Below are 24,541 nucleotides of genomic sequence, written 5' to 3' on the forward strand. Positions count from 1 at the left end.
GTGGAGGCGGGCCGTCCGCGGCCTGCCTCCCCGTGTCTGTCAGTGGTCGCGTGCACCCTGGAGCCATGATCACTCTCTCGTGCTCGTGCGGCTCGGCCGGCACCACCCGTCGTCACCCGATGCGCGGCCTGTCGGCCGACCAGCGCGCCGCGCTGATCCGGGACGCGTTCTCGGTGAGCGGGGGCTTCCTGGCCCTCGAGGTCGACGCCTCCTGGCACCCCGGCTCCGACGAGCCGACGGAGGCGTGCGTCGTACTCGCGGACCTGGACTCGCTCGACGCCTCGGCGGGCCTCGACGCCGACGGCGCGAAGGCGATCCGGGACCTGCTCGAGGTCGGGCACGTGCGCGGCCAGGCGCTGCCCGCTCCGGTCGAGGTGGGGTCGGTGCGGTTCCGCGTCGCCCCGGCCGACGAGTTCGGCCCGGCCATGTCCTACCTGGTCACCGAGGGCACCGAGACGATCCTCGAGGCGACGGTGCCCGTGCCGCACGCCGACCTGCTGCCGGCCCTGCTCGCGGTGCACCGCGACCGCGGGATCGAGGGCCTGGTCCGCCTGGACGTGCGCGCCGCCCGGCTCGGGCTGGCCCGCGCGATCGCGACCCTCGACGCGGAGCAGCGCTCGGCCGTCGCCTGACCGTCACCAGGACCGGGCGCGGGCCACCGCCGCCTCGAGCTCGTCGTCGTCGACCACGGGGTACTGGGGGTCGTCGGGGTCCAGCAGGTCCAGCCCCTCACGCAACGCCGCGAGCTGGTCCGGGTGCGCGGCCCAGTGCGCCTCGGGCACACGCAGCACGGCCATGAGCAGGTCGCCCGGGTAGAGGTCGCCCTCGAGCAGCGGGCGGTACCGCAGCATGCCGACGGCGATCGGCACCACCGTCTCGCGTGCGACGTCCTGCGCGATGAGCACACGCAGGTCGTCGATGCCGAGCTCGACCAGCGGCACGGTCCGCAGGCTGTGCACGCGGCGCACCAGCCCGGTCGCGTCCTGCGGCGCTGGCCCCCACGCGGGCGGGTCCACCTGGTCGAGCGTGCTCGCGCCGAGGGACGCGCTCCCCGGGGGCACCTCGGTCATCGGACGTCCTCTCCTGGCTCTCGGTGACGCGTCGGCGGGCGGGCGCGTCTCCCCCCAGCATGCGCCGCCGCGGGCCGATCCGGTCGGCCGGCCCGGATCGGCCCTCGGGCTGGGACTTCGGCCCCCCGTCGACGCCGTCGCGGCCCGACATGCTGGCACCAGCGGCGATGGAACAGCACTCGGAGGTTCAGCATGGACACGGCGCACGACGCGCTCCTCGACGTCGGCCTGGTCAACTCGTGGCACCTGGTCACCAAGGCGCAGGCGGCGGGCGTGGGTCCGGGCGTCTACCTGGCCCACCGCACGAAGACGGCCGCGCTCGACTGGCGCGCGTCCGGCTGGACCGTCGCGGACGTCGCGCACGTGTCGAAGGCCCGACGGTTCCCCGTCCAGGACCCCGCGGACCAGGACGAGATGCTCCTCGACGCGATCACGTGGGCGAACGCCCGGTACGGCACGACCGTGTGGGCGACCATCCCCGGGCTCCCCGGCGACCTCTTCCCGGCCGAGGTCGCGTCCTGGGCCGCGGAGCGCGTCGCCGCCTCCACCGCGGCGGCCTGACCTCGGGTCAGTCCCGGGGCGCGTGCCGGTCGAGGAACCGGTAGACCTCGGTGGTGTCCACGCCGGGGAACACCCCGACGGGCAGCGCGGCGAGCAGGGACGCGTGCGGGCGGGCGCTCGGCCACGACTTGTCGGACCAGCGTTCCGCCAGGTCCGGCGGGGGCTGGCGGCAGCACATCGGGTCCGGGCACCTCGATGCTGCGCGCTCGGTGGTCTCCCGGCCGCGGAACCAGCGCACGTGCGCGAACGGCACGCCGACGGAGACCGAGAAGGCGCCCTGCGACGACGGCTGGACGCGGGACGTGCACCAGTAGGTTCCCGACGAGGTGTCGGTGTACTGGTAGTACGGCGAGAACCGGTCCGCCAGCGTGAACACCACCCGGGCGGTCCACTGCCGGCAGACGGGCTGCCCCTCGATGGCCCCGAGCGGATCCGCCGGGAACTTCACGCCGTCGTTCTCGTAGGCCTTGTGCAGCGTGCCGCCCTCGTGGACCTTCATGAAGTGCACGGGGATGCCGAGGTGGCGCGTCGCCAGGTTGGTGAACCGGTGCGCGGCGGTCTCGTAGGGCACGGCGAAGGCGTCGCGAAGGTCCTCCACCGACAGCCGGCGCTCGGCCTTGGCCTCCTGCAGGAACGGCACGGCGCCGTCCTCGGGCAGCATCAGCGCGGCGGCCAGGTAGTTCGCCTCGACCCGCTGGCGCAGGAAGTCGCCGTAGTCCTTGGGCTCGGCGTGGCCCAGCACGTGGCTGGCGATGGCCTGCAGCAGCGGTGAGCGGGCGTCGCTGGTGCCGGGGTTGCCCTGCGGCAGGTAGATGCGGCCGTTCGCCAGGTCGGTGACCGACCGGGTCGAGTGCGGCAGGTCGGGCACGTAGTGCAGCGCGAAGCCGAGGTGCGCGGCGATGTCGGCCGTCGCGCGCTGCGACAGCGGGCCGCCCGGGTGGTCGATCGCCGCGAGCAGCGTGCGCGCGTGGTCCTCGAGCTCCGGGAAGTAGTTGTCCTGCGCGCGCATGCGGATCCGCAGCTCGGCGTTGGCGCGGCGGGCCTCCTCGGGGGTGGCTGCGTTCTCCATGAGCAGGCGCTGGATCTCGGCCTGCAGGCGGACCAGGGCCTCCAGGGCGTCGGCGGGCAGCGACCGGCCGACCTTGACCGGCGAGACGCCGAGCGACGCGAACAGCGGCCCGCGCTGGGCGCGCTCGAGCTCGACCTCCAGGGCCGCGCGCCGGGTGGGCGGCTCGGTGCGCAGCAGCTCGGCCAGCGGGACGTCGAGCGCCTCCGCCACCTGCGCCAGCAGCGAGAGCTTGGGCTCGCGGTGACCGTTCTCCAGCATCGAGACCTGCGAGGGCGCGCGGCCGATGGCCGCGCCGAGGTCGTCGAGCGTCATGTTCCGGCCCGTGCGCAGGTGCCGGATCCGTCGTCCCAGCACGAGCGTGTCGAGGCCGCCGTTGGCCGTCGTCGTCATGCCGTCCACCCTCGCCCGGCGCCTGCGCTTCTGTCCAGGAGAAGGATTGCCGATCTTCTGCGGCAATCACGAGGGAAGAACCGCCGAACCCCGAGGAAAGTCGAGGTCAGGCCGAAGGGCCGAGAAGAACGCCCCAATGACGGAGGACACCATGAGCACCACCAGGCACGGCGACCAGACGCAGACCGCGGCCGAGCTCGCGGCGAGCTGGGACCTCGACCCGCGCTGGGCCGGCATCCGCCGCACCCACACGGCCGAGGACGTCGTCGCCCTCCGCGGCTCCGTCCGCGAGGAGAGCACGCTCGCCCGCCGGGGCGCCGAGCGCCTCTGGGAGCTCCTGCACTCCCGGACGCTCCTGCCCGCGCTGGGCGCGCTGACCGGCAACCAGGCCGTGCAGCAGGTGCGGGCCGGGCTCGAGGCCATCTACCTGTCCGGCTGGCAGGTCGCCGCCGACGCCAACCTGTCGGGCCAGACGTACCCGGACCAGTCGCTGTACCCGGCCAACTCGGTGCCGTCGGTCGTGCGCCGGATCAACAACGCGCTGCTGCGCGCCGACCAGATCGAGTTCGCCGAGACCGGCCGCCGCACCCGCGAGTGGCTCGCGCCGATCGTCGCCGACGCCGAGGCGGGGTTCGGCGGCCCGCTCAACGCCTACGAGCTGATGCACTCGATGATCTCCGCGGGCGCGGCCGGCGTGCACTGGGAGGACCAGCTGGCGGCCGAGAAGAAGTGCGGCCACCTGGGCGGCAAGGTGCTGGTGCCGACGTCGCAGCACGTGCGGACCCTGTCCGCCGCGCGGCTCGCGGCCGACGTCGCCGGGGTGCCGACGGTCGTCGTCGCCCGCACGGACGCCCTGGGTGCGGACCTGCTGACGTCGGACGTCGACCCGCGCGACGAGCCGTTCCTCACCGGCGAGCGCACGGCCGAGGGCTACTACCGGGTGCGGCCGGGCCTGGACCCGGTCGTCGCGCGCGCCGAGGCGTACGCGCCGCACTCCGACCTCATCTGGGTCGAGACGTCGACGCCCGACGCCGCGCTGGCCATCGAGTTCGCCGAGCGGATCCACGACCGGTTCCCGGGCAAGCTCCTGGCCTACAACTGCTCGCCGTCGTTCCACTGGCGCTCGCAGCTGGACGACCTGCAGATCGCGCGGTTCCAGCGGGAGCTCGCCGGCCACGGGTACGTCTTCCAGTTCATCACCCTGGCCGGGTTCCACGCCCTGAACCACTCGATGTTCTCGCTGGCCCGCGGCTACGCCGAGCGCGGCATGAGCGCGTACGTCGAGCTGCAGGAGGCCGAGATCGCCTCCGAGTCCGACGGCTACACCGCCACGCGCCACCAGCGCGAGGTCGGCACCGGCTACTTCGACCGCGTCGCCACCGCGATCAGTCCCGAGAGCGCCACCCTCGCGCTCGCCGGCTCGACGGAGACGGCCCAGTTCACCCACTGACACCCCGCGAACTCGGTGCTCCGCGCCGAGCTCGCGGCCCAGCACCCGAGGAGCTCGCCATGACCATCACCATCCCCCCGCCGCTGATCCGACCCCACCTGTCGCCGACCGGGCCGTCCGTCGCCGGGACCGACCAGATCCTCACCTCTGAGGCGATCGACTTCCTCACCGACCTGCACGTCCGGTTCTCCGGCCGGCGTCACGACCTGCTGCTGGGCCGCCAGCACCGCCGGACGCGGTTCTCCAACGGCGCCGACCCGGACTTCCTGCCCCTGACAGCCGGCATCCGTGCCGACCCCACCTGGCGGGTGGCCGGCCCCGGGCCCGGGCTGGAGGACCGACGCGTCGAGATCACCGGCCCCACCGACCGCAAGATGACGGTCAACGCGCTGAACAGCGGCGCCAAGGTCTGGCTGGCCGACATGGAGGACGCCACGAGCCCGACGTGGGCCAACGTGATCGGCGGGCAGCACAGCCTGTTCGACGCGATCCGCGGCCAGGTCGACTTCACGAGCCCCGAGGGCAAGGAGTACCGCGTCGGGACGACCACCCCGACGATCGTGTTCCGACCCCGCGGCTGGCACCTGACCGAGAAGCACCTGGAGTTCACGGACCGGGCCGGTCAGGTCTGCGCGGCGTCGGCGAGCCTGGTCGACGCCGGCCTGTACCTGTTCCACAACGCGCAGGCCCTCATCGACTCCGGCCGCGGCCCGTACCTCTACCTGCCCAAGCTGGAGGGTCACCTGGAGGCACGCCTCTGGGACGAGGTCTTCCGGTTCACCGAGACGTACCTGGGCCTGCGGTACGGCACCATCCGCGCGACGGTCCTCATCGAGACCATCACGGCCGCTTTCGAGATGGAGGAGATCCTCTACGAGCTGCGCGACCACTGCGCCGGCCTGAACGCCGGTCGCTGGGACTACATCTTCAGCGTCATCAAGAACTTCCGCGCTCGCGGGCCGCGCTTCGTCCTGCCCGACCGCGGCAGGGTGACGATGACGGTCCCGTTCATGAAGGCGTACACCGAGCTGCTCGTCGCCACCTGCCACAAGCGGGGCGCGCAAGCCATCGGCGGCATGAGCGCGTTCATCCCGGACCGCCGCGACCCGGAGGTCACCGACACGGCGTTGGCGCAGGTCAGGGCAGACAAGCAGCGCGAGGCCGGGCAGGGGTACGACGGCACCTGGGTGGCCCACCCCGACCTCGTCCCGGTGGCCCGCGCGGTGTTCGACGAGGCGCTCGGCGAGCGCATCGACCAGCGGCACCGGCTCCGGGAGGACGTGCACGTCACCGCCGTGGACCTGCTCGACATCCCGTCGGCCGGCGGCGGCGAGCCCGGGGCCGTCACCGACGCCGGGCTGCGCGGCAACGTGTCGGTGGGCGTCCGGTACCTCGAGGCGTGGCTGCGGGGCATCGGCGCGGTGGCCATCGACCACCTCATGGAGGACGCCGCGACGGCCGAGATCTCGCGCTCGCAGGTGTGGCAATGGGTGCACCAGGAGGTGGTGACCGCCGAGGGCACGCGGATCGACGCCGCACTGGTCGAGAAGGTCCTGGCCGACGTGCTCGGGGGACTGCCCCGGTGGGACGGCGACCGGTACGACGACGCCGCCGACCTGTTCCGGCAGGTCGCCCTGGCGGAGGACTTTCCCACCTTCCTCACGGTGCCCGCGTACACGCAGTTCCTCGTCGCGCACGAGTGACGCAGGCGGCCCCGGGTCACGAGACCTGGGGCCGCCTCGTGCGCCAGGATGGCGGGCATGGCCGACGACGAACGCCCGGTGCTGGTCACCGGCGGGACCGGGACCCTGGGCCGGGCGCTGGTGCACACGCTGCTCGACCAGGGACGCGCGGTGCGCGTGCTCAGCCGCCGGGACCGGACGCCGGCCGTCCCCGACGCGGTCGGGTGGGTGGTGGGCGACCTGGTCACCGGGCACGGGCTGCGCGCGGCGGTCGACCGGGTGAGCGCCGTGGTGCACTGCGCGAGCGACCCCCGCAAGCCCGACCGCGACCTCGAGGCCGCCGTGCAGCTGCTGCTCGCGGCCCGGGCAGCGCACGTGCCGCACCTGGTCTACATCTCGATCGTCGGCGTCGACCAGGTCCCGCTCGCGTACTACAAGGCCAAGCGGCGGGTGGAGGAGATCGTCGAGGACGGCGGCGTGCCCTGGACCACGCTGCGGGCGACGCAGTTCCACGAGTTCGTCGCGACCCTGCTGGACTACCTCTCCCGCGGACCGGTCGCGCTGGCCCCGGCCGGGCTGAGCGACCAGCCGATCGACGTGCGCGAGGTGGCGGCGCGGCTCGCGGAGCTGGTCGCGGCGGGACCGTCGGGGCGGGTGGAGGACCTGGGCGGTCCGCAGGTGCTCACCACCGCCGAGCTGATGCGCACGTACCTCGCGGCGACCGGGCGGCGCCGGCCCGTGTGGACGGTCCCCGCGCCCGGGCCCCTCCAGGGCTTCCGCGGCGGCGGCCACCTCGCTCCCGAGCACGCGGTCGGGCTGGTCACCTTTGCCGAGTGGATCGGCACGCGGGCCGGGTCGGCGGGCGTCGGACGGCCCTAGCTCTCGAACAGGCAGAACGGGTGGCCGGCCGGGTCGAGCATGACGCGGACGGCGTCCTGCGGCTGGAACCCGGCGAGCGTCGCGCCCTGTGCCAGCGCGTGCTCGACGCCCCGCGGCATGTCGTTCACCCAGATGTCCAGGTGCTCCATCATCTGCTGGTGGTCGGTGGTCGCCGGCCACACCGGGGGCTCGTAGAGCGGGTCGGAGCTGAACGCCACCCCGGTGCCGCCGGCGGCCGGCCGCAGCAGCACCCAGCCGGGCTCCTCGCCCATCGTCCGCCAGCCCAGCAGCCGCCGGTAGAAGTCCGCGAGCGCGTTGGCGTCGCGTGCCTCCAGCACGGTCGTCGAGAGGGCCCAGTCGAGACCGGCGTGGTGAGTGCTCGGCTCGCGGACGGCCGGGCCGCCGAAGACCGTCAGCGGCGACGCATGCCGGGGCTCGTAGAGGCCGAGCACGCCGCCGCTCGGCAGCGGGATCCGCGTGACCACACCCCAGTCCCGGGTCTGCGGCGGCTCGAGGGGGCGGACGCCCTTCGTCGCCAGGTCGGCCATCGCCGCGTCGAGGTCCTCGCACATGAGGTGCAGCGTCGCGCCGTCGGCGCCGTCGCCGGGATGCACCCCGAGCTCGGTCGCCGGGAGCGCGAAGATCAGCCACCCGTCCCCCGAGGTCGCGTCCTCGACCGACGACCAGCCGAGCACGTCGCGCAGGAACGCCCGGTCGGCCGCCGGGTCCGAGCTGGCCAGCAGCACGTGCACCGCGGAGATCATGCGACCAGCGTCGTCACCTGTTCCCGCGTTCGCCACCCGGAAAACCCCTTGGCGCGGTCGAGATCCGGACGTACGGTCGTCGCACACGGGAAGGAGGTGGTCCAGGACATGAAGTCTTCCAGGACGCGTGAGGTGACTGTCCGCTAGTCGCCCGTCAGTACTCGGACGGATTGCATCGTCGATCCGCCCGCAGGCCCACCGGGTCGGCGAGCGAATCACAGGCAGTCACCGCAGCCCGTGGGAGCCGCGACCTCGTCCTTCGCGGCAGGGCCCCGCCAGGGGAACCAGCCCACGGGCTGTTGCCTGCCCATCTCGTGGCAGGGTGGAGCCGTGGCACTCAAGAACCCCGCTCAGATCAACCAGATGCGTCCCGCCGGCAAGTTCGTCGCCGGCGTCCTGTCCTCCCTGCGTGACGTCGCCCGCGAGGGGATGACGCTCAAGCAGCTGGACACGCACGCGCACCGGATGATCGACGCGGCGGGCGCGCACTCCGTCTACCTGGGCTACCACCCGTCCTTCGGCGCGATGCCGTACCCCGGGGTGCTGTGCACCTCCGTCAACGACGCCGCGCTGCACGGCCTCCCCTCCGACTACGTGCTGGCCGACGGCGACGTGCTGAGCATCGACTTCGCCGCGCAGCTGCAGGGCTGGGTGGCCGACTCCGCGCTCACCTTCCAGGTCGGCACCCAGACTCCCGAGGTCACCGCCCTGATCCAGACGACCGAGCGCGCGCTCGACGCGGGCATCAAGGCGGCCCGGGCCGGCGCGCGGATGGGCGACATCTCGTCGGCGATCGGCACCGTCGGGCGGGCCGGCGGCTACGGGATCAACGCCGACTTCGGCGGGCACGGTGTCGGCCGCACCATGCACGAGGACCCGCACGTGCCCAACCTCGGCCGCGCCGGCACCGGCCTCAAGCTCAAGCCGGGCCTGGTCATCGCGATCGAGCCGTGGTTCATGGCCGGCGGCGACGAGTACACCATCGACCCCGACGGCTGGACCATCCGCACCGGCGACGGCTCCCTGGCTGCGCACGCCGAGCACACGATCGCCATCACCCCGGACGGCCCCCTGGTCCTCACGGCCCGCGACTGAACCTCCGCCGGCTGGATGCTGGCCCGGCCCGCCACGTGCCCAGACCGACGGATCGTCACCGGCCCGGCCTCGTCCCCCCGGCCCGACCCGCCGCCAGCCCGGCCCGCCTGACCGCGTCCCACGGGTGAAACGTTCCACAACGTCATGAGTAGCCTCAAAGGCACTCTTGACGGCACTAAAGACATGCTCGACGCGGTTGGGGCCCCCGGACTGGGAGCCGACGAGCGGTCTCGAGACCGAGCACGACCCGTGGACGTCGCGGTCGTCGTGGTCCGTTCCCTGTTCTTGACGGCGGACTTAGATTGGCTCGGTCCGGCAACGCCGTCGGATCCGGCACGAAAGAGGGCTCTGATGTCCGCGCTCGTCGAAACCGCTCCGCTCATCGGTCACGTCGTCGGGGGTCAGGTCACGACGCCCGACGGGTCCCGCACGCAGGACGTGTACAACCCGGCCACGGGTCAGGTGTCGGGTCGCGTGCTCCTCGCGGAGCAGGCGGACGTCGACGCCGCGGTCGCGGCGGCGGTCACGGCGGCGGAGAGCTGGTCGCAGGAGCCCGTGGCCAAGCGGGCCGCGGTGCTGTTCGCGCTGCGGGAGCAGATCATCCAGCACACCGAGGAGCTCGCGGCGATCATCACCGCGGAGCACGGCAAGGTGCTGGCCGACTCGCACGGGGAGATCGCCCGGGGGCTCGAGGTCATCGAGTACGCGTGCGGCATGCCGCAGCTGCTCAAGGGCGAGTACACCGACCAGGCGGCGACCGGGGTCGACGTGTTCTCGTTCCGGGAGCCGCTCGGCGTCGTCGCGGGGATCACGCCCTTCAACTTCCCCGCGATGGTCCCGCTGTGGATGTCGCCGATGGCCATCGCGACCGGCAACGCGTTCGTGCTCAAGCCCTCCGAGCGCGACCCGTCCGCGTCCCTGTTCCTCGCGCGGATGTGGAAGGCGGCGGGCCTGCCGGACGGCGTGTTCTCGGTGGTGCAGGGCGACCGGGTCGCGGTCGACGCGCTGCTCACGCACCCCGACATCGCCGCGGTGTCCTTCGTCGGCTCGACGCCGATCGCGCAGCACGTGCACGCGACCGCCACGGCGCACGGCAAGCGCGTGCAGGCGCTGGGCGGCGCCAAGAACCACGCGGTCGTGCTCGCGGACGCCGACCTCGACCTCGCGGCGACGCACCTCACCGGTGCGGCGTTCGGCGCGGCGGGCGAGCGGTGCATGGCGATCTCGGTGGCCGTGGTGGTCGACGAGGTGGCCGACGCCCTGCTCGAGCGGCTCACGGCCGCCGCGGCGAAGGTCCGCGTGGCGCCCGGGACGGACCCGGCGAGCGACATGGGACCCGTGATCACGAAGGCGTCGCAGCTGCGCATCGAGGAGATCGTCTCCGACGCCGTCGACCACGGTGCGTCCGCCCGGTTCGACGGTCGCGGGCACACGGTGGACGGTCACGAGGACGGGTTCTTCGTCGGCCCGACTGTGCTCGACGGCGTGACCACGGACATGCGCGCGTACGTCGAGGAGATCTTCGGGCCCGTGCTCGTCGTGCTGCGGGTCGCCGACCTGACCGAGGCGATCGCGCTGGTCAACGACAACCCCTACGGCAACGGGACCGCGCTGTTCACGTCGTCCGGCGACTCCGCGCGCACGTTCCAGCGGGCCGTGAACGTCGGCATGATCGGCATCAACGTGCCCATCCCGGTGCCGGTGGGCTGGCACTCGTTCGGCGGCTGGAAGAACTCGCTGTTCGGCGAGAGCCACATCTACGGCCCCGAGTCGGTCCGCTTCTACACGCGCGGCAAGGTGGTCACCAGCCGGTGGCCGAGCAGCCCGGCGTCGGCGAAGTTCCACTTCGGCCGCACCACCAGCCACTGACGCAACGTCCGCACTCGTGAGGGCTAGAGCCCGTCGGAGTGCGGACGTTGCGTGGGGTGGGTTGGCAACGTCCGCACTCGTGCGGGTCAGAGCCCTCCGGAGTGCGGACGTTGCATGGGGTGGATCGGTGACGTCCGCACTCGTGCGGGTCGGAGCCCCCTCGAGTGCGGACGTCGGGCCGCCGGTTACAGCGAGCGCTGGTACGTGCGCATCGCTCTGACCGACCACCACGCCACCAGGGTCGCCAGCGCCAGCAGCAGGGCGCTGCGGGTGCCGACGACGCCCCAGTCCACCGACTCCGACATCGCGGTCCGGGCGATCTCCGTCGCCCACGTCAGCGGGTTGTACCGGGCCGCGGTCTGCACCCAGTCGGGCAGCAGCGTGGCGGGCATCAGCGCGGTCGAGACGAACGTCGCCGGCAGCACGATCAGGGTCGAGATGCCGATCAGGGCGGTCTGGTCGCGCGCCAGCAGGGCGACGGCCGCGGACAGGGAGCAGAACGCGGCCGCGAGCAGCAGCGACGCCCCGATCGCGAGCGCCATCCCGCCGACGCCACCGGCGTACCGGGCGCCGGCCAGCGCGCCGATCCCGATCACGCAGACGCCCTGCACGACGCAGATCAGCAGCTGCTGCACCAGCTGGCCGGCGACCAGCGACGACCGCGAGACCGGCGACGTGAGCATCCGGTCCATCACCCCGGAGCGGATGTCGTCGATGAAGCCCGTCCCGGCCCAGGCGCCCGAGTAGAGCACCGTCATCATGAGGATGCCCGGGACCAGGAACGTCATGTAGTCGTCGGCACCGAAGCCCGGCACCGAGCCGACGGACGAGAACACGTTGCCGAACAGGACCAGCCAGATGACCGGCTGGATGATCGCGACGCCGAGCCCCCACGGCTGACGGATCGCGCCGACGGTCCAGCGGCGCGTGACCTCGGCGGTCTGCGTGACCCACGACGCGCGGGTGGGCGCGGCGACGGGGCGGGTGACGGTGAGCGTGCTCATCGGGCGACCTCCTTCGAGGAGACGGCGACGTCGGCCGACGTCCACGAGCGACCGGCGTGCCGCAGGTAGACGTCGTCGAGGGTGGGACGGGAGACGGCGACGGCCCCGTGCCGCACGCCGGCGGCCTGGAGCGCGGCGATGACTGCGCCGACGACGGCCGGGCCGTCCGCGGTCCGTGCGACGAGCCGGCCCGTGGGCCCCTCGACGTCGACGACGACGTCGCGCAGTCCCCGGATCGTGCCGGCGACGGACCGGACGAGCTCGGCGGACGGCTCGACCAGCTCGACCGTGACGGTGTCGCCCTCGAGGGTGGCCTTCAGCGACTCGGGCGACCCGGCGGCGACGACGCGCCCCCGGTCGACGATCGTGAGCCCGTCGGCCAGCCGGTCGGCCTCCTCCAGGTAGTGGGTGGTGAGCAGGACCGTCAGGGCGTCCTCCCCGGCCAGCCGCCGGATCTCCTCCCACATCGCGGCGCGCGCCTCGGGGTCGAGGCCGGTGGTCGGCTCGTCGAGGAACAGCACCTGCGGGGTGCCGACGAGGCCGAGCGCCACGTCGAGCTTGCGACGCGTGCCGCCCGAGAGCGTGCCGGCGCCCCGGTCGGCGGCGTCGGCGAGCCCGAACCGGTCGACCAGCGCGGCGGCGCGGGCCGACGACGCGGACCGCGAGAGCCCCCGCAGGCGAGCGGCCATGACGAGGTTCTCCCGCGGGCTGAGCAGCGGGTCGGCGCCGGTGCCCTGCGAGACGTAGCCGATCCGGCGGCGGACGGCGTCGGAGTCACGGACGACGTCGTGGCCGGCCACGCGGGCGGTGCCGGTGGTGGCGCGCGCGAGGGTGGTGAGCACCTTCGTCGTCGTGGACTTGCCGGCGCCGTTGGGGCCCAGCAGGCCGTGCACGGTGCCGCCGGGGATGGTCAGCGTGAGGCCGTCGAGGGCCCGGACGTCCGGTCGGCCGCGGCCGCCGGGGTAGGTCTTGACGAGGTCGAGCGCTTCGACCACGGGTGCTGTCGGCATGGTGCCGCCTTCTCGGTCGTGCCGTCTGTCCCTCGGGTCAGGACGGCGGGTGGTCCGACCGAGCTGCCACCTATGCTGATTCGTGCGGCGGATCGCACAGGTGCCCTCACGGGTCCCGGTCGGTTCGTGGTGGTCGGCCCGGGTGTTCCAGCACCTGGGCCGACCTTTCTCGTCACGGAGGGCTGAGGTACGGCGCGAGCGCCTCCGCGAGCTCGTCGGGGTCGAGACGGCCGTGCTCGGTGGCCCGGGTGTGCAGGTCGCGCCACAGCTCGACGCCCTCGAACGACCCGTCCGCGATGCTCGTGGCGAGCGTGGTGACGAACGCGAGCTCGGCGCGGACCATCGCGACCTCGTACTCGCTCTCGAGCGAGAAGATCGCCGGCAGTCCCATCGCCGCGGCGTCCGCGAGCGTCGCCTCGATCCCGGCGACCTGCCGCTCGAGCGACCCGAGGCGCAGCCGGAGCAGCCGGACGACGTCGTCAGGCCCGAGCAGGGGCAGGAACGAGAGCGCGGCCTCGAACTGCGGGAACTCCTTGACCGGCGTGCGGACCAGGTCGGTCAGCCAGTCGATGGCCTCCGTCGCGCCCGCGTCCGTGATCCGGTACACCGTGCGCGTCGGGCGGTTGCCGTCCCGTTCGGTGGACGACGCCTCGATCAGCCCGTGCTTCACCAGCGAGTCGACCACCGAGTAGAGCGACCCGAAGTTCAGCCGCACCGACTCGTCCTTGCGCCGCTCGCGCAGGGTCATCGACATCTCGTACGGGTGCATCGGACGTTCCCACAGCAGCGCGAGCACGGCCAGGGCCAGGGGGTTGTTGCGGCTGCGCGCTGCCATGGTGCCCTCCTGCGTCCGACTCCGAATGTTCGAACCAGAATATATCTCGACTATTACGCGTTTGCCAAGCACGACGGCCCGCGTCCTGCGAGAGGACGCGGGCCGTGACGGACGGGCAGGTCAGGCGACGCGGACGACGACCTTGCCGCGGACGTGACCGGTCTGGCTCGCCTCGTGCGCGGCGGCGGCGTCGGCGAGCTCGAACACCTCGGCCACGTCGACGCGCACCGTGCCGGCCTCGATCAGCGCCGTGAGCGCCTCGAGGTCCTCGGTGCTCGGGCGCACCCACACGTACTGGCCGCCCAGCTCGTCGCGCGCCGCTGCCTCGACGATCGACGCGACCGTGCCGCCGTCCGCCAGGAGGGCCTTCGTCGTCTCGACCAGGTCGTCGCCGCCGAAGTCCAGCACGACGTCGACGCCGTCGGGCGCCAGCGCGCGCACGCGGTCGACCAGCCCGTCGCCGTACTCCACCGGCGACGCGCCGAGCCCGCGCAGGTACTCGTGGTTCCGCGGCGAGGCGGTGCCGATGACGCGGGCGCCCAGCGACACCGCGATCTGCACGGCGAACGCCCCCACGCCGCCGGCCGCCGCGTGCACGAGGACGGTCTGACCGGCCGAGACGCCCGCGCGACGGATGGCCTGGTATGCCGTCAGCCCTGCCAGCGGGACGGCCGCGGCCTCCTCGAAGCTGAGGTTCGCCGGCTTGCGCGCCAGGGTGCGCACCGGTGCGGCCACGTACTCGGCGAACGTGCCGCCGTGCAGCCAGTCGCGGCGGACGTAGCCGTAGACCTCGTCGCCGACCTGGAGCTCGGGCGTGTCCAGGCCGACGCGCTCGACCACGCCGGCGACGTCCCAGCCGGGCACCGCCGGGAACGTGATGTCCATGATCGGGTCGAGGTAGCCGGCGCGGACCTTCCAGTCGACCGGGTTGACCGAGGCGGCGTGGACGCGCACCAGGACGCTGTCCGGGCCCACTTTGGGGGTCGGCAGGTCGGTGAGCTCGAGGACGTCGGGGCCGCCGTAGCGGGAGTAGGTGATGGCTCGCATGCTTCGCACAACCCACGTCCGCCGAGTGGTGTTTCGTGACGTCCGTCGCAGATCATGGGCGGATGCCCACCCCGTACACCGTCATGGTCGTCTGCACCGGCAACATCTGCCGCTCCCCGATGGCCGAGATCGTGCTGCGCGAGCGGTTCGCCGCCGCCGGCCTGGCCGACCAGGTGGTGGTCGACTCCGCGGGCACCAGCGACGAGGAGCGCGGGAACCCGGTCGACCGCCGCGCCCGGGCGGTGCTCGAGCGCCACGGGTACCCGGCGGGCGACGGGCACCGGGCGCGACAGGTCGAGCGCGGTGACCAGCGGGACCTCGTGCTGGCCATGACGAACGCCCACGCCAGGGCCCTGCGGCGGCTGGCGGTCGAGCCCGTGCTGTTCCGCTCGTTCGACCCGGACGCCGTCGGCGACCTCGACGTCGCCGACCCGTGGTACGGCGGTCCCGACGACTTCGAGGACTGCCTCGCGCAGATCGAGGCCGCCGCCGACGGCGTCGTCGAGCACGTGCGCGCCGAGCTGGGGAATGCGCGCCTGGCGCAGAATGGTTGACCGAGGCATGTCCCTCGACGAGATCCCGCTGACCACCCTCACGGGCGAGCCCACCACGTTCGGCGCCTACGCGGGCAAGGTGAGGCTCGTGGTCAACGTCGCCTCGCGGTGCGGCCTGGCGCCGCAGTACGAGAAGCTCGAGCAGCTCCAGAAGACGTACGGCGACCGCGGGTTCACGGTCCTCGGCTTCCCCAGCAACCAGTTCCTGCAGGAGCTGGGCTCGCAGGAGGCCATCGCCGAGTACTGCTCGACCACGTGGGGCGTCACGTTCCCGATGTTCGAGAAGACCAAGGTCAACGGCCGGCACCAGCACCCGCTGTACGCCGAGCTGACCAAGACGCCGGACGCCTCGGGCAAGGCCGGCCGGGTCACCTGGAACTTCGAGAAGTTCGTCGTCACCCCGGACGGGTCGGTGCACCGGTTCCGCCCGCACACCGAGCCGGACGCCGTCGAGATCGTCGGCCTGATCGAGGCGTCCCTGCCCGCCTAGAGCCAGAGGTTGCGGCGGAACGCGCGGTACAGCGCGAAGCAGACGGCACCGATGCCGGCGAGCACCACCCAGAACCCGAACCGGGTGTGCAGGGCCGGGATGTTGTCGAAGTTCATGCCGTAGAGCCCGGTGATCGCGGTGGGCACCAGCGCGATCGCGGCCCACGCGGAGATCTTGCGCATGTCGGAGTTCTGCTGGACCGTCACGCGGTTCTGCTCGACGGTCACCTGCGCCAGGTCGGCCTGCATGACGCCGGTGAGCAGCGCGTCGGCGGCCTCGATGAGCTCCGCGGCCCGCAGCGCATGGTCCTGGACGTCGCGGAAGTACGGCCGCGAGTAGCTCGGGACGCAGGGCACCTGCTCCTCGGCCAGCCGGGTCAGCGGCAGGACGAGCGGCACGACGGCCCGCCGGAACTGCTGCACCTCGCGCTTGAGCTTGTAGATCCGCTCGGCGTGGTCGCTGCCCGGGTCGTCGCCGAACACCTGGTCCTCGATCTCGTCGAGGTCCTCGTCGATCGCGGCCGTGACGTCGAGGTACTGGTCGACGACCTTGTCGAGGATCCCGTGCAGCACCGCCGGCGGGCCGTGCTGGAGCATCTCGGGGTCGGCCTCGAGCGCGGCGCGGACCTGCGCGGGGATCGTCGTGTCGCCGTGCCGGACCACGATGACGTAGCGGTCGCCCAGGAAGATCGCGAGCTCGCTGACCTCGACCACCTCGACGTGGTCGACGTAGTGCACGGGCTTCACCACGGCGAACGTCACCCCGCCGTAGTGCTCGAGCTTGGGGCGCTGGTGGGACGCGATGGCGTCCTCGATGGCCAGCTCGGGCAGGTCGAAGCCCTCGGCCAGCTGGTCGAACTCGTCGGCGGTGGGCGAGACCAGCCCGATCCAGACGAAGCCGTCCTCCTTCTCGGCCTGACGCAGCGCGGTGCGCAGGTCGTCGATCCGGTGGCGCCGGCGGCCGGAGGAGTAGAGAGCGCAGTCCACGATCACGAGTCGAAGGCTAGACCGAGCGGTATCCCGCGCGGCGCGACAGACTGGCGGTGCCGCCGACGCACGCCGACGGCACCGCGGAAGACACCCTCGGAGGCTGGCGTGAAGTTCGAGATCTACAAGGACAAGGCGGGCGAGTTCCGGTTCCGGATCGTCGCCACCAACGGCAACGTCCTCGCCGCGAGCGAGGGCTACTCGGCGAAGGCGTCGGCGAAGAGCGCCATCGACCGCATCAAGTCCGACGCGGCCGGGGCCGACACCGTCGACAACAGCTGACCGACGTGGCGGACGGACCCGGCACCGACGCCGGGCCCGTACGTCACGATGGGCGCATGAAGGTCGCCGCTCGTGCCCACGTCCCGCCGTTCGCCGTGATGGAGATCCTGGCCGCGGCCAACGCGCGCAGGGCCGCGGGCGAGGACGTCCTCAACCTCTGCGCGGGCGAGCCGTCCACCGGCGCCTCCGAGGTGGTCCGGCAGCGCGCGATCGACCTGCTGACCACCGGCGACCTGGGGTACACCGAGTCCCTGGGTGCGCCCGCCATGCGGGCCGCGATCGCCCAGCACTACCGGGACCGGTACGACGTCCCGGTGGATCCCGGCCGGGTCGCCGTGACCACCGGCTCCTCGGGCGGCTTCCTGCTCGCGTTCCTCGCCGCGTTCGACGTGGGCGACCGGGTCGCGCTCGCGGTCCCGGGCTACCCGGCCTACGCCAACATCCTCGCGGCGCTCGGGTGCGAGGTCGTCGTGATCCCGTGCGGGCCGGAGACCCGCTACCAGCCGACCGTCGCGCAGCTCGAGGCCCTGGACCCGCCGGTCGAGGGGCTGGTGATCGCCAGCCCGGCCAACCCGACCGGCACCATGATCGACCCCGAGGAGCTGGCGGCGATCGCCGGATGGTGCGGGGACCACGGCGTGCGGCTGGTCAGTGACGAGATCTACCACGGGATCACCTACGGCTCCGAGGCGACCGCGACGGCCGCCCGCTACCTGGACCGCGGCGCGGTCGTCGTGAACTCGTTCTCCAAGTACTGGGCGATGACCGGCTGGCGGCTCGGCTGGCTGGTGCTCCCGGAGGACCTGGTCGGCGTCGTCGGCGCCCTGGCCGGCAACGTGGCCCTCTGCCCGCCGGCGCTCGCCCAGCACGCCGGCGTCGCCGCCTTCAGCCCCGCCGGCTACGCCGCCGCCCGGGAGAACGTCGAGCGGTACGCCGCCGCCCGGACCCACCTGCTCGACCGGCTGCCCGAGCTCGGGTGGTCCCGCGTCGCCCCGGCCGACGGCGCGTTCTACCTGTACGCCGACATCTCCGCGAGCGGCCTGGACTCGATCACCTGGTGCGCGCGGCTGCTGGACGAGGCCGGCGTGGCGCTGACGCCCGGCACCGACTTCGACCCCATCGACGGGCAGCGGTGGGTGCGGCTGTCGTTCGCGTCGTCGGTCGACGTGGTGCGCGCGGCGGTGGACCGGATCGTCGCGTGGCAGGCGGGGCTGGCGGTCATCGATCCGCCCGTCTCGACGTAGGTTGGATCTCGTGCCGCTCCCGCCGCTGGTCCCCCTCGGGCCGCCCCTGACCCCCGCGCAGCTCGAGCGCGGGTCGCGGCACCTGCTGCTCGCCGAGCTGGGCGTCGACGGCCAGCGCCGGCTGCGCAACGCGCGGGTGCTCGTGGTGGGCGCCGGTGGTCTGGGTGCGCCGGTGCTGCAGTACCTCGCGGCGGCCGGCGTGGGGACGATCGGCATCGTCGACGACGACACGGTCGACGTGAGCAACCTGCAGCGTCAGGTCATCCACGGCACCGCGGACGTCGGGCGGCCGAAGGTCGACAGCGCGCGCGACGCGGTCGCGGCCCTCGACCCCGAGATCCGCGTGATCGTGCATCGCACGCGGCTGACCAGCGAGAACGTGGACCAGGTCCTGCGCGACTACGACGTCGTGGTGGACGGCACCGACAACTTCCCGACGCGCTACCTGGTCAACGACGCGTGCGTGCGGCTCGGCCTGCCGGAGGTGTGGGGCTCGGTGCTGCGGTTCGACGCGCAGACCACGGTGTTCTGGGGGCGGGCCGGCGTGCAGCTGCGCGACCTGTTCCCGACGCCGCCCGCGCCGGACGAGGTCCCGTCGTGCGCGGAGGCCGGCGTGCTGGGTGCCCTGTGCGGCCAGATCGGCTCGGTCATGGCTACCGAGGTGGTCAAGCTGGTCACCGGCACCGGCGAGACCCTGCTGGGCCGGGTGCTCGTCGTCGATGCCCTGCGCGGCCGCTGGACCGAGGTCCCGCTGGCCGCGCGCCCCACCGAAGCCCCGCCACACGAGGAGCCCGCCACCATGTCCGACGTCCCCGTCATCACGGCCCCCGAGCTGATCCAGCGCCTGGCCGCCCGCGCCGCGGGGACCGACGACTTCCTGCTCATCGACGTGCGCGAGCCGGCCGAGTACGCGGAGGCCTCGATCCCCGGCGCGGTGCTCGTGCCGCTCGGCTCGGTGTTCGACGGCACGGCCCTGGCGGACCTGCCGCGCGACGTCGAGATCGTGGTGCAGTGCCAGGTGGGCGGCCGCTCGCTCACCGCCGCCCGGATCCTGCAGGGCGCCGGCTTCGAGGCGAGCAACCTCGAGGGCGGCATCCTCGCCTGGATGGCTGCCCGCTGAGGATGCGCACCCTCGACGAGCACCGCGCGGCGACGCTCGCGCTGGGCACACCCCTGCCCGCGATCGAGGTGCCGCTCGACGACGCCGACGGCATGGTGCTCGCGGACGACCTGCGCACCGACGAGCTGCTGCCCCGCTGGGACAACTCGGCGATGGACGGCTACGCGGTCCGGCAGGCCGACGTCCTCGACCTCCCGGTGACCCTGCAGGTGGTGGCGGACCTGCCCGCGGGGTCCGCCGACGAGCCCGTCGTGGTCGCCGGCACGGCCGCCCGGATCATGACCGGTGCCCCGGTGCCGGCGGGCGCGGACACGATCGTCCCGGTCGAGCTCACGGACGCCGGCACGGTCACGGTGCTGGTCCGAGACGCGCCGCCGGCCGGGGTGCACGTGCGCCGGGCCGGCGAGGACGCGGTGCCGGGCGACGTGGTCGTGGTCGCCGGCACGCTGCTGGGCCCCGCCGCGATCGCCGCAGCCGCCTCGCTCGGCCGCCCGAGCGTGCGGGTGCACCGTCGCCCGCGGGTGGCCGTGGTCTCGACCGGCGACGAGCTGGTGGCCCCCGGCCGGCCCCTGCGCCGCGGGCAGATCCCCGACTCGAACTCGTGGCTGCTCGCCTCCGCGGTCCGCGAGGCCGGCGGGGTCCCCGTGCGGATCGGCCCCGTGCCCGACGACGTGGACGCGCTGCGCGAGCTGCTGCTGGGACTGGACGTCGACGCGGTCGTCACGTCGGGCGGCGTGAGCGTCGGCGCGTACGACGTGGTGAAGGCCGCGCTGGCCCGCGAGCCCGGCGTGGAGTTCGTCGCCGTCGCGGTGCAGCCCGGCAAGCCGCAGGGTCTGGGCCGGCTGCCCGGCGGCACCCCGGTCTTCACGCTGCCGGGCAACCCGGTGAGCTCGTTCGCGTCGTTCGAGATGTTCGTGCGGCCGGCGCTCCTGCGGATGCGCGGGCTGTCCCAGGTGGAGCGTCCGACCGTCGACGCCGTCGCCGACGACGGGTGGACCACCCCGCCCGGCCGCGCGCAGCTGATGCCCGTGCGGTGGGTGGCGCCGGGCCGCGTCGTGCGCGCGACGGCGGGCGGCTCCGGCTCGCACCTCGTCGCGCGGCTCGCGCTCGCGGAGGGTCTCGCCGTGATCCCCGCCGAGATCGACCGGGTCGCCGCCGGCGACCGCGTCACCGTCCTGAAGGTGAGCCCATGAGCGAGCAGTTCACGCACCTCGACCCCGCGGGGCACGCCCGCATGGTCGACGTCACGGCCAAGCAGCCGACCGTCCGGGAGGCCACGGCCTCGGGCCGGGTCGAGTGCGCGCCGGCCGTCGTCGCGGCCCTGCGGGACGGCGCCGTGCCCAAGGGCGACGTGCTCGCCGTCGCGCGCATCGCGGGCATCGCCGCCGCGAAGCGGACCCCCGAGCTGCTGCCGCTCGCGCACGTGATCGGCGTGCACGGCGTGGTCGTCGACCTCGAGATCACCGACGCGGGCGTCACCGTCACCGCGACCGTCCGCACCGCCGACCGCACCGGCGTCGAGATGGAGGCGCTCACCGCGGTGTCCGTGGCCGCCCTGGCCGTCGTCGACATGGTCAAGGGGCTCGACAAGTCCGTGCGGATCGCCGACGTGCAGCTCGAGGCGAAGTCGGGCGGCCGCTCGGGCGACTGGCGGCGCGGGGAGTGACGCCGGCGACGGGGTTCGACGCCGTCGTCCTCGCGGGTGGTCGCGGTCGTCGGCTCGGCGGCGCGCGCAAGCCCGAGGTCGTCGTCGGCGGGCGGGCCCTGCTCGACCACGCGCTCGCCGCGGTCGCCGATGCGGACCGGGTGGTGGTCGTCGGCCCCGGGGACCTCGCGCGGCCCGGCGTCGCGACCGTGCTCGAGGACCCGCCCGACGGCGGTCCCGTGGCGGGCCTGGCTGCCGGGCTCGCGTTCCTCGGGTCCGACGGGCTCGTGGCGGTCCTCGCGTGCGACGTCCCCCGCGCGGGCGCGGCGCTCCCGGCGCTGCTCGCCGCGGCGGCGGACGACGTCGACGGCGCCCGCCTGGTCAGCGCGGACGGTCGCCCGCAGCACCTCGTCGCCGTCTACCGGGCCGCGTCCCTGGCTCGCTCGCTCGCCGCGCTCCCCGCGGTCCGCGGCGCCTCGATGCGCGAGCTGCTGGCCGGTCTGCGCCTGGTCGACGTGCCGGACACGGGGGACGCGGCGGCGGACGCGGACACCTGGGCGGACGTCGAGCGCCTCGACGCCGAGCTCGGTGGGAGGATCGCCCCATGACCGACGACCCGCGCCGCGCGCCCGGCGCCGACCTCCCGGAGTGGATCGACCACATCACGACCGCGCTCGGCGTCGAGCGCGAGCTGGTCGACATCGACCGCCTGCTCCAGGTGGCCGCCGATGTCGCGCACCAGGTGGCCCGGCCGGCCGTCCCGGTGACGATGTTCGTCGCGGGACTGGCCGCCGCGAGCGCGAACCCGTCGGACGTCCTCGCCTGGATCGAGGGGCGCGCGCAGGCCTGGACCGCCGAGCCGTGATCACGGTCCGCTACTTCGCCGCCGCCGCGGAGGCCGCCGGCGTCGACGCCGAGCAGCTGCCCGCGGGGTCGATCGCGCAGGTCAGGGCCGCGATGGTGAGCCTGCACGGCGCCGCGCTGGACCGGGTGCTGAGCCGGTGCGCCCTGCTGGCGGACGGCACGCGGGTGGAGGGCGACGATCCCGTTCCCGCCGGGGCGGTCCTGGACGTCCTCCCGCCGTTCGCCGGTGGCTGACCGGGGCGCTCAGCCGCCGATGGCGCTCATGGGGCGGTCCGGCTGGAGGAACGCCGGGTCGTCGATGTCGTGCCCGGCCTTCTTGCCCGCGAGGCACCGGCGGTAGGCGTCGGCGAGCGCCGCGTCGACATCGACCGCGACGGGCGCCGACCGGGCGGGGGCGTCCGTGCCGATCCGCACCGCCTGCCCGGGTCCGATGCCGATCGCCGCGGCGTCCGGCGCGTCCGACGACCCGCGCAGCAGGTCCCGCACGTTCGTCTCCGTCTGCGAGAAGAGGCACGCGCGCAGCTGCCCGTCGGCCGTGAGTCGCAGCCGGTCGCACGCCCCGCAGAAGGGCGCGGTGACCGACGCGATGACCCCGACGGTCGCCGGGCCGCCGTCGACGGTCCAGAGCTCGGCGGGAGCGGCGCCCCGGCCGGGCACCTCGGTCAGCTCGAACTCCGCGGTCAGGCGCGCCAGGATCTCCGCCTGCGTCACCATCTCCGCGCGGTCCCAGGTGTGCCCGGCGTCCAGCGGCATCTGCTCGATGAACCGCATCTGGTACCCGCGCTCCACGGCGAACCGCGTGAGGGCGACCACCTCGTCGTCGTTCACCCCGCGCATGGCGACCGCGTTGATCTTGATCGGGTGCAGGCCGGCGGCGTCCGCGGCGGCGATCCCCGCCAGCGTCTCCACCAGCTTGTCGCGCCGCGTGAGCCCGAGGAACTTCGCGCGGTCGAGGGTGTCCAGGCTGATGTTGACCCGGGACAGCCCGGCGTCCTTGAGGTCGGAGGCCAGCCCGGGCAGGCGCAGCGCGTTCGTCGTCAGCGACACCTCCGGGCTGCCGCCCGACGGACCGGTCAGCGCGGTCAGCCGACGGACCACGTCGACGATGTCCACGCGCAGCAGCGGCTCGCCGCCGGTGAGCCGGATCTCCTCGATGCCGAGCTCCACGCCCACGCGCGCGACGTGCACGATCTCCTCGGTGGTCAGCATGGTCGAGCGCGCGAGCCACGGGACGCCCTCGGCCGGCATGCAGTAGGTGCAGCGCAGCGAGCAGCGGTCGGTCAGCGAGATCCGCAGGTCGCGGTGCACGCGCCCGAACCGGTCGACCAGCTGCTCCGCCATCACAGACCTACCCACACGTGCGACCCGTCCTCGAGCACCTCACGCTTCCACACCGGCAGCTCGGCCTTGACGGTCTCGACCAGCGCGCGGCACACCTCGAACGCCTCGGCGCGGTGCGCGGTGGCCACGGCCGCCACGATGGCCGCCTCGCCGACGGCCAGGTGCCCGACCCGGTGGCTGACCGCGACCCCGAGCACGTCCGGCGTGACGGCCGCCTGCGCGAGGCGCTCCAGCACGGACGCGGCCGACGGGTGCGCGGTGTAGTCGAGCCCGACCACCCTGCCCTCGACCGACGGGTCGTGGTCGCGCACGAGCCCGACGAACGTGGCGACGGCGCCGACCCGCGGGCCGCTGACATGTTCCACGTGGAACTGCAGGTCGAGGGGCTCGTCGACCACGCGGGCGAGGACCGTCATCCGTGGTCACCGCCCGACAGCTGGTCGAGCAGGTGCGGCACCAGCGGGAGCAGCACCTCGAGGCCCTCCGTGACCCCGCCCGGGGAGCCCGGCAGGTTCACGACGAGCGCGCCGCGGTCGGTGACGCCGGCGATCCCGCGCGACAGCACCGCCGTCGGCACGTTCCAGGAGCCGTCCCGGCGCAGCAGCTCGGGGATCCCGGGCAGGTCGCGGTCGATCACCGCGCGGGTGCCCTCGGGGGTGCGGTCGCGCGGCCCGACGCCGGTGCCGCCCGACGTGACCACCAGCCGGGCCCCCGAGTCGAGAGCGCTGCGCAGCGCCTGCTCCACGGACAGCTCGCCGTCCGGCACCACCGCGAGGCCGACGTCCGCGTAGCCGGCGGCCTCCAGCAGGGCGACGGCCGCCGGCCCGGAGGTGTCGGCGCGTTCCCCCGCGGCCGAGCGGTCGGACACCACGACGACCGCGGCGGTGACCTCGCTGGGCTGCATCGGGCCAATCTACGCACGCGCGTCCGCACCGCGGGCGGCGGGCCGCGGTCTGGACATCGCCGGGTACGCTGGGCGCACAACTTCACACGCTGCTCGAACCGCGGCGGGAGAGCTCCCGCAGAACGTGCGGGGCGCCGAAGGAGCAACCCTCCCCGGGAATCTCTCAGGCCCCTGTACCGCCACGGCGAGGCAACTCTGGAAAGCGGACCGGCTCCCTCATCGGACGAGGTCCCACCGACGGTGCAAGCCGGCGCGCCCCGACAGGCGGACCGGCAAAACTCTCAGGTTTGCGCGAATCTGCGCGGATGACAGAGCGGGGAGCCCACCCACCGTCCCGGCGCGTCCGGACGACCCCTGCGGAGCAGCTCGTGACCGATCTCAGCTCG

At 73.7% G+C, this 24,541-nt stretch carries 28 protein-coding genes and 1 riboswitch; of the genes, 17 read left to right on the top strand and 11 right to left on the bottom strand.

What is annotated here, in order from left to right; translation table 11 throughout:
- Window positions 1–65 precede the first annotated feature (65 nt).
- A complete protein-coding gene (locus AB5970_RS01110; protein ID WP_370502051.1) occupies window positions 66–632 on the top strand; it encodes a hypothetical protein in 567 nt (188 codons plus the stop codon).
- Between the two features lie 3 nt (window positions 633–635).
- On the opposite strand, the gene AB5970_RS01115 is transcribed toward AB5970_RS01110, so the two are convergent.
- Window positions 636–1,070 carry a contact-dependent growth inhibition system immunity protein gene (locus tag AB5970_RS01115; RefSeq protein ID WP_370502052.1) on the bottom strand — a complete coding sequence of 145 codons (435 nt, stop codon included), beginning with the start codon at window positions 1,068–1,070 and terminating at the stop codon, window positions 636–638.
- Window positions 1,071–1,262: 192 nt separating this feature from the next.
- On the opposite strand from AB5970_RS01115, the gene AB5970_RS01120 reads away from it, so the two are divergent.
- Complete coding sequence (locus tag AB5970_RS01120) at window positions 1,263–1,631, top strand: hypothetical protein (protein WP_370502053.1); 369 nt, start codon at window positions 1,263–1,265, stop codon at window positions 1,629–1,631.
- A gap of 7 nt (window positions 1,632–1,638) precedes the next feature.
- Here the strand turns inward: AB5970_RS01120 and AB5970_RS01125 are convergent, their stop codons facing one another.
- Entirely contained in the window at window positions 1,639–3,090 is a 1,452-nt protein-coding gene (locus AB5970_RS01125) for a helix-turn-helix domain-containing protein (RefSeq protein WP_370502054.1), read from the bottom strand.
- A gap of 151 nt (window positions 3,091–3,241) precedes the next feature.
- Here AB5970_RS01125 and aceA point away from each other — a divergent pair, with 151 nt between their 5' ends.
- From aceA to AB5970_RS01140, 3 genes are read left to right on the top strand one after another with little or no spacing between them, the layout of a single operon-like run.
- Window positions 3,242–4,540, top strand: a complete 1,299-nt coding sequence (aceA, locus tag AB5970_RS01130) for an isocitrate lyase (RefSeq protein ID WP_370502055.1) — start codon at window positions 3,242–3,244, stop codon at window positions 4,538–4,540.
- Window positions 4,541–4,599: 59 nt separating this feature from the next.
- On the top strand, window positions 4,600–6,243 hold the full coding sequence (gene aceB / locus AB5970_RS01135) for a malate synthase A (RefSeq protein ID WP_370502056.1): 1,644 nt from the start codon (window positions 4,600–4,602) through the stop codon (window positions 6,241–6,243).
- 57 nt (window positions 6,244–6,300) lie between these two features.
- Window positions 6,301–7,101: an SDR family oxidoreductase gene (locus tag AB5970_RS01140; RefSeq protein WP_370502057.1), complete on the top strand. Its 801-nt coding sequence runs from the start codon at window positions 6,301–6,303 to the stop codon at window positions 7,099–7,101.
- Here the strand turns inward: AB5970_RS01140 and AB5970_RS01145 are convergent.
- Window positions 7,098–7,865, bottom strand: a complete 768-nt coding sequence (locus tag AB5970_RS01145) for a VOC family protein (protein ID WP_370502058.1) — start codon at window positions 7,863–7,865, stop codon at window positions 7,098–7,100. The genes AB5970_RS01140 and AB5970_RS01145 overlap by 4 nt on opposite strands.
- A gap of 330 nt (window positions 7,866–8,195) precedes the next feature.
- On the opposite strand from AB5970_RS01145, the gene map reads away from it, so the two are divergent.
- Together map and AB5970_RS01155 are read left to right on the top strand one after the other, a co-directional pair.
- Window positions 8,196–8,960, top strand: a complete 765-nt coding sequence (map, locus tag AB5970_RS01150) for a type I methionyl aminopeptidase (protein WP_370502059.1) — start codon at window positions 8,196–8,198, stop codon at window positions 8,958–8,960.
- A gap of 351 nt (window positions 8,961–9,311) precedes the next feature.
- Complete coding sequence (locus AB5970_RS01155) at window positions 9,312–10,829, top strand: CoA-acylating methylmalonate-semialdehyde dehydrogenase (RefSeq protein ID WP_370502060.1); 1,518 nt, start codon at window positions 9,312–9,314, stop codon at window positions 10,827–10,829.
- Window positions 10,830–11,014: 185 nt separating this feature from the next.
- Here the strand turns inward: AB5970_RS01155 and AB5970_RS01160 are convergent, their stop codons facing one another.
- From AB5970_RS01160 to AB5970_RS01175, 4 genes are all read right to left on the bottom strand, one after another.
- On the bottom strand, window positions 11,015–11,833 hold the full coding sequence (locus AB5970_RS01160; protein WP_370502061.1) for an ABC transporter permease: 819 nt from the start codon (window positions 11,831–11,833) through the stop codon (window positions 11,015–11,017).
- Window positions 11,830–12,843 (bottom strand): ABC transporter ATP-binding protein, encoded by a 1,014-nt coding sequence (locus AB5970_RS01165; protein WP_370502062.1) that lies wholly within the window; start codon window positions 12,841–12,843, stop codon window positions 11,830–11,832. Before AB5970_RS01165 ends, AB5970_RS01160 begins: the two co-directional genes overlap by 4 nt.
- Before the next feature lie 172 nt (window positions 12,844–13,015).
- Window positions 13,016–13,678 carry a PadR family transcriptional regulator gene (locus tag AB5970_RS01170; RefSeq protein WP_370502063.1) on the bottom strand — a complete coding sequence of 221 codons (663 nt, stop codon included), beginning with the start codon at window positions 13,676–13,678 and terminating at the stop codon, window positions 13,016–13,018.
- Window positions 13,679–13,798: 120 nt separating this feature from the next.
- Entirely contained in the window at window positions 13,799–14,725 is a 927-nt protein-coding gene (locus tag AB5970_RS01175; RefSeq protein ID WP_370502064.1) for an NADP-dependent oxidoreductase, read from the bottom strand.
- A gap of 62 nt (window positions 14,726–14,787) precedes the next feature.
- Between AB5970_RS01175 and AB5970_RS01180 the strand changes: the two genes are divergently transcribed.
- Together AB5970_RS01180 and AB5970_RS01185 are read left to right on the top strand one after the other, a co-directional pair.
- Window positions 14,788–15,279, top strand: a complete 492-nt coding sequence (locus AB5970_RS01180; RefSeq protein ID WP_370502065.1) for a low molecular weight protein-tyrosine-phosphatase — start codon at window positions 14,788–14,790, stop codon at window positions 15,277–15,279.
- 7 nt (window positions 15,280–15,286) lie between these two features.
- A complete protein-coding gene (locus AB5970_RS01185) occupies window positions 15,287–15,769 on the top strand; it encodes a glutathione peroxidase (RefSeq protein ID WP_370502066.1) in 483 nt (160 codons plus the stop codon).
- On the opposite strand, the gene AB5970_RS01190 is transcribed toward AB5970_RS01185, so the two are convergent.
- Window positions 15,766–16,761, bottom strand: a complete 996-nt coding sequence (locus AB5970_RS01190) for a magnesium and cobalt transport protein CorA (RefSeq protein WP_370502067.1) — start codon at window positions 16,759–16,761, stop codon at window positions 15,766–15,768. The genes AB5970_RS01185 and AB5970_RS01190 overlap by 4 nt on opposite strands.
- A gap of 102 nt (window positions 16,762–16,863) precedes the next feature.
- Between AB5970_RS01190 and AB5970_RS01195 the strand changes: the two genes are divergently transcribed.
- From AB5970_RS01195 to AB5970_RS01230, 8 genes are read left to right on the top strand one after another with little or no spacing between them, the layout of a single operon-like run.
- A complete protein-coding gene (locus AB5970_RS01195; RefSeq protein WP_370502068.1) occupies window positions 16,864–17,037 on the top strand; it encodes a YegP family protein in 174 nt (57 codons plus the stop codon).
- Between the two features lie 56 nt (window positions 17,038–17,093).
- A complete protein-coding gene (locus tag AB5970_RS01200) occupies window positions 17,094–18,281 on the top strand; it encodes a pyridoxal phosphate-dependent aminotransferase (RefSeq protein ID WP_370502069.1) in 1,188 nt (395 codons plus the stop codon).
- A gap of 10 nt (window positions 18,282–18,291) precedes the next feature.
- The gene (gene moeB, locus AB5970_RS01205) at window positions 18,292–19,401 is read left to right on the top strand and encodes a molybdopterin-synthase adenylyltransferase MoeB (protein ID WP_370502070.1); all 1,110 of its coding nucleotides are present in this window, start codon (window positions 18,292–18,294) and stop codon (window positions 19,399–19,401) included.
- Window positions 19,402–19,403: 2 nt separating this feature from the next.
- Entirely contained in the window at window positions 19,404–20,594 is a 1,191-nt protein-coding gene (locus tag AB5970_RS01210; protein WP_370502071.1) for a molybdopterin molybdotransferase MoeA, read from the top strand.
- Entirely contained in the window at window positions 20,591–21,067 is a 477-nt protein-coding gene (moaC, locus tag AB5970_RS01215; RefSeq protein WP_370502072.1) for a cyclic pyranopterin monophosphate synthase MoaC, read from the top strand. Before AB5970_RS01210 ends, moaC begins: the two co-directional genes overlap by 4 nt.
- Window positions 21,064–21,654 carry a molybdenum cofactor guanylyltransferase gene (gene mobA / locus AB5970_RS01220; protein WP_370502073.1) on the top strand — a complete coding sequence of 197 codons (591 nt, stop codon included), beginning with the start codon at window positions 21,064–21,066 and terminating at the stop codon, window positions 21,652–21,654. The genes moaC and mobA overlap by 4 nt, the downstream gene beginning before the upstream one ends.
- Window positions 21,651–21,911 carry a DUF6457 domain-containing protein gene (locus tag AB5970_RS01225; protein ID WP_370502074.1) on the top strand — a complete coding sequence of 87 codons (261 nt, stop codon included), beginning with the start codon at window positions 21,651–21,653 and terminating at the stop codon, window positions 21,909–21,911. The genes mobA and AB5970_RS01225 overlap by 4 nt, the downstream gene beginning before the upstream one ends.
- On the top strand, window positions 21,908–22,144 hold the full coding sequence (locus AB5970_RS01230; RefSeq protein ID WP_370502075.1) for a MoaD/ThiS family protein: 237 nt from the start codon (window positions 21,908–21,910) through the stop codon (window positions 22,142–22,144). Before AB5970_RS01225 ends, AB5970_RS01230 begins: the two co-directional genes overlap by 4 nt.
- Before the next feature lie 9 nt (window positions 22,145–22,153).
- On the opposite strand, the gene moaA is transcribed toward AB5970_RS01230, so the two are convergent.
- The 3 genes from moaA to AB5970_RS01245 are packed head-to-tail and all read right to left on the bottom strand — an operon-like array spanning window position 22,154 to window position 24,155.
- Window positions 22,154–23,251, bottom strand: coding sequence for a GTP 3',8-cyclase MoaA (moaA, locus tag AB5970_RS01235; protein ID WP_370502076.1), 1,098 nt, complete (start codon window positions 23,249–23,251; stop codon window positions 22,154–22,156).
- Window positions 23,251–23,667: a molybdenum cofactor biosynthesis protein MoaE gene (locus AB5970_RS01240; RefSeq protein WP_370502077.1), complete on the bottom strand. Its 417-nt coding sequence runs from the start codon at window positions 23,665–23,667 to the stop codon at window positions 23,251–23,253. Before AB5970_RS01240 ends, moaA begins: the two co-directional genes overlap by 1 nt.
- Window positions 23,664–24,155, bottom strand: coding sequence for a MogA/MoaB family molybdenum cofactor biosynthesis protein (locus AB5970_RS01245; protein WP_370502078.1), 492 nt, complete (start codon window positions 24,153–24,155; stop codon window positions 23,664–23,666). Before AB5970_RS01245 ends, AB5970_RS01240 begins: the two co-directional genes overlap by 4 nt.
- A gap of 94 nt (window positions 24,156–24,249) precedes the next feature.
- A riboswitch (glycine riboswitch) is annotated at window positions 24,250–24,344 on the top strand.
- Window positions 24,345–24,541: the final 197 nt, after the last annotated feature.

This window comes from Cellulomonas sp. ICMP 17802, from assembly GCF_041295535.1.
Lineage (GTDB): Bacteria > Actinomycetota > Actinomycetes > Actinomycetales > Cellulomonadaceae > Cellulomonas.